We start from the raw sequence: 3,784 nt of genomic DNA, 5'->3' as shown, positions 1-3,784 counted from the left end.
TCTGCCGGACGGGGCGGCCGCGACTGCCGAGGAGACCTTGGCGCTCGCCCGCCGGCTCGGACGGGGCTCCTTCCTCTTCACCGTCGACATCGAGGGCGGTTTCAGCGACGACCCGGAGGAGGTGGCCGGGCTGGCCCGCAGGCTGTACGACGCGGGCGCCGCCGGGATCAACCTCGAAGACGGCCGTCCGGACGGCACCCTCGCCCCCGTCGAGCTGCACGCCGCGAAGATCGCCGCGGTCAGGGCCGCCGCGCCCGCGCTGTTCGTGAACGCCCGCACCGACACCCACTGGCTCGGCTGCCGCAAGGACGAGACCGGCGAGCGCCTCGCCGTGTACGAACAGGCCGGTGCGGACGGGGTGTTCGTGCCGGGGCTGTCCGATCCGGACGGGATCGCCGCCCTGGCGGCGACCCTCACCGTCCCGCTGAACATCCTGTACGCGCCGACCGGACCCACCGTCGCCGAGCTGGCCGCGCTGGGCGTACGCAGGGTCAGCCTCGGCTCCCTGCTCTACCGCAGCGCCCTGGCGGCGGCCGCGGCCACCGCGAGCGCCGTCCGCGACGGCGGGAAGCGCTCCTCGTTGCGCTCGATCTTCGCCGCCAGCGCCGCCAGCGGGTCCACCCCCACCGCCGAGCAGAACTGCAGCAGGTACGCCAGCACGTCCGCGACCTCGTCCGTCACCCGGTGCGCCGCGTCCGGGTCCGCCATGATCCGCGCGGACTCCTCCGGCGTCAGCCACTGGAAGATCTCCACCAGCTCCGCGGCCTCCACGCTCAGCGCCGCGGCCAGGTTCTTCGGGGTGTGGTACTGCTCCCAGTCCCGGGCCGCGGCGAACGCCGCGAGCCGCTTCTGCAGAGCCTGCACGTCGTCGGTCATGCGCTCCTGTCTACCACCCGGCGTCCGCCCCCCGGCCCGCCCACGACCGGGGCCCGCCCACGACCCGGCCGCCCCACGACCCGACCGCCCCACGAGCCGGGCCTAGTACACCCAGCGCCGGAAGCCCGACTCCGCGTCGACCGTGTTGCCCGTGATCGTCGCCGCGTCGTCGCCCAGGAGCAGCCGTACCACGGCCGCCGCCTCGTCCGGGGTGTTCCACGTCCCGCGCGGCAGCGCCCGCCCCACCTGCGCCGCCAGTTCCTCGCCCGCCCAGCCCGTGTCCGTGGGGCCGGGGTTGACGCAGTTCACGGTGATACCGCGGTCGACGAGGCTGTCGGAGAGCGTCAGCGTCAACTGCTGGAGCGCACCCTTCGTGGCGGCGTACGGGATCTCCTGGCTCATCGGCGCCAGATGCTGGCCGGAGGTGAACAGCACGACCCGGCCGCCGCCCCGCTCCTTCCCCGCCGCCGCGTCGTACTGCTCGGCGTACGCCTGCACCAGCAGCAGCGTGGCGCGGACGTTCACCGCCCAGCACAGGTCCAGCTCGGCGGCCGTCAGCTTCTCCAGGTCGTACGTGGAGCTGCGGGCGTGGTTGACGACGAGCGTGTCCACCATCCCGTACCGCTCCCCCGCCGCGGCCAGCAGCGCGGCGGGGGCGGCCGGTTCTGCGAGGTCGGCGTGCGCGTAGGCGAGGCGGTCGCCCTCGCCGCCGAGCGCGGCGGTGACGGCCGCGGTGCCGCCGCGGTCGGCGCCCCAGGGCATCTCGTCGTCGTGCGGCGTCCAGCCGTGCGCGAACACGCGCGCGCCGCCGTCCAGCAGCCGGCGGGCGATGGCGAACCCGATTCCCTGTTCCCGGCTCACGCCGGTGACCAGTGCGGTCCGGCATTCGAGGGGCATGTGCACTCCGTTTCGCTGTCGTTCGTACGTCACCGGTGGCGTCGGCCGCGTCAGCCGCCGCGGGCAGTGTGATCTCCCAGGTGTCCACCGCGAAGTACACGACCATGCCGTGCCGCTCGTAGAGCGCCGGCGCGCCGGACTCGTTGCCGGTGTCGACGCCGAGCCCGACGGTCTTCCGCCCCCGCCCGGCGAAGGCCGCGAAGGCGTGCCGCAGCAGCAGGCCGCCCAGGCCGCGGCCGCGGGCCTCGGGCAGGACTCCGAGGGTGGAGATCCAGCCCATCGCCTCGCGGTCGTTGCGCGCCAGCAGGGCGCCGGCGTCGCCGAGGCCGTCGACGTGGGCGATCCAGACGAGCGACCAGTCGAGGCCGGCGTTGGCGGGGTCGGCCAGCCAGGTCTCGTAGCTGTGCGGCTGGAAGTCGAAGTGCTCGGACATGGCGCGCTGGAGCAGGGCGTGTACGCGGCGGCGGTCGGGCTCGGCGGTGCAGTCGCGCAGCCGCACGCCGGGCGGCGGGGCCGGGACCGGGGCCGGGGCGGGGGTGAGTTCGCGGGTCAGGACGTGGTAACGGCGTACGACGTGCCAGCCGCGGGCGTCGAGGAGCGCGGTGTCCATCGTCGGCGCGGTGTTGAGGTGCAGGTGGACGACGGCCCGGCGGACGCCGTTGGCGGCGGCCTTCGCCGCGGCCCGGGCCTCCATCAGCTCCAGCAGCCGCAGCCCGGCGTCCTGGTGGCCGGGCAGCACGTAGTGGTCGACGTCGATGCGCTCGGCGTACGATTCGTCCCAGAGCAGCCCGTACGCGACGAGGGCGCCGGCGGCGTCGAAGGCCAGCCACGAGTTCTGCGGGAGGTCGGCCTCGGGGTGCCCCAAGTCCTCCTCGACGGTGTGCAGGTCCGTCTCCGGGCGGCCGACCTCCAGGACGTCGATCTCGTTCAGGAGCGCACAGATGGCGGGGACGTCGTCGAGCCGCGCCGCCCGCACGGTGAGTGGCATCCGCCAACTGTCCGGGCCCGGCCCGCGGTCCGCAACACCATTTCGCACGGCCTGACGACTGACAGACACTGCCTGACGACTGACAGATTCCGAAATCTGAAATCTGACAGCCGCCAGACGTCCCCTCACCCCGTCGGCGTCCCCGTCGCCGGGGCCGCTCCCTCCCGCCGCGGTGCCGGCCGGTTCGGCAGGGCGACCGCCGTTGCGCACTCCGCCTCCGCCAGCGCCGCGTCGCTCACGGAGCCCACCACCCGGATGTGCCCGCGCTCCGCCATCCGCCCGCACAGCGCCACCAGTTCCCGCGCCTGCCGCGCGTCCAGGCACCGGTCGAGCCCGTCCGCCAGCACCGTCAGCACCTGCCGCGCCGGCAGCACCTCCGAGGCCGGGTCCACGGCCAGCACCCCGGGCCCGGTGAGCAGCACCAGCGCCAGCGCGAGGTAGCGCAACTCCCCGTCGCCCAGCGTCTCGACCGGTGTGCTGCGCCGGCCCGGTTCGCGCTGCACCACCGCCCGCACCAGCCCGTCCCCGTACTCCTCCGTCGTCAGGTCGTGCACCGGGCCCGCGCAGCCGCCGCGCAGCGCGTCCAGGAGTGCCGCGTGCCGGGTGCCGCATTCGTCACGTACGCGGCGGAGCACCGCGGGGAGGTTGCGGCAGTCGGGGGCGAGTTGTTCGCCGCCGATCGGCACGGCCGTGGCGGCGCGCATGTGCGCGGGGTGCGGGTCGCAGGGGTAGACGGAGCGCAGTGCGAGGACGGCTTGTTCCGCGGCGGCGAGCACGAGCCGCTCGCCGTCCGTACGGCCGCCGACGCGCAGTGGTAAGAGTGCGGTGCCGAGCCGGTCGTCGGGCAGCGGGGCGCGGGTGACGGGGGCGGCGCCCGCGGTGTGCCAGGCCGCCTGGACGCGGTCGCGGCGGGGGTCGCGCAGTGCGGTGGCGAGGAGGGTGTGGCCGGCGCCGGTGAGGCGTTCGCCGACGATGCGCAGTTCGGGTTCGGCCTGGACGGCGACGTCGAGCCGGATGTCGCCG

3 protein-coding genes and 2 pseudogenes are annotated in these 3,784 nt (G+C 75.0%); 1 reads left to right on the top strand and 4 read right to left on the bottom strand.

Going from position 1 to position 3,784, the window contains the following annotated elements; all coding sequences use genetic code 11:
• Positions 1-37: 37 nt before the first annotated feature.
• Positions 38-496: pseudogene (locus H5J30_RS21540) on the top strand (isocitrate lyase/phosphoenolpyruvate mutase family protein); the annotation flags it as partial.
• 14 nt (positions 497-510) lie between these two features.
• Here the strand turns inward: H5J30_RS21540 and H5J30_RS21535 are convergent.
• From H5J30_RS21535 to H5J30_RS21520, 4 genes and pseudogenes are all read right to left on the bottom strand, one after another.
• Entirely contained in the window at positions 511-876 is a 366-nt protein-coding gene (locus tag H5J30_RS21535; RefSeq protein WP_181789031.1) for a nucleotide pyrophosphohydrolase, read from the bottom strand.
• A gap of 102 nt (positions 877-978) precedes the next feature.
• Complete coding sequence (locus H5J30_RS21530; RefSeq protein WP_181789030.1) at positions 979-1,773, bottom strand: SDR family oxidoreductase; 795 nt, start codon at positions 1,771-1,773, stop codon at positions 979-981.
• A gap of 37 nt (positions 1,774-1,810) precedes the next feature.
• Positions 1,811-2,761: pseudogene (locus tag H5J30_RS21525) on the bottom strand (GNAT family N-acetyltransferase); the annotation flags it as partial.
• Positions 2,762-2,886: 125 nt separating this feature from the next.
• On the bottom strand, positions 2,887-3,784 hold an 898-nt coding region (locus tag H5J30_RS21520), incomplete at its 5' end, for an AAA family ATPase (RefSeq protein ID WP_181789029.1).

Origin of the sequence: Streptomyces phytophilus (genome assembly GCF_013870535.1) — a bacterium.
GTDB lineage: Bacteria > Actinomycetota > Actinomycetes > Streptomycetales > Streptomycetaceae > Streptomyces > Streptomyces phytophilus.
The sequence above is the reverse complement of the archived record's forward strand: the minus strand, read 5'-3'. Positions and strand labels throughout refer to the sequence as shown.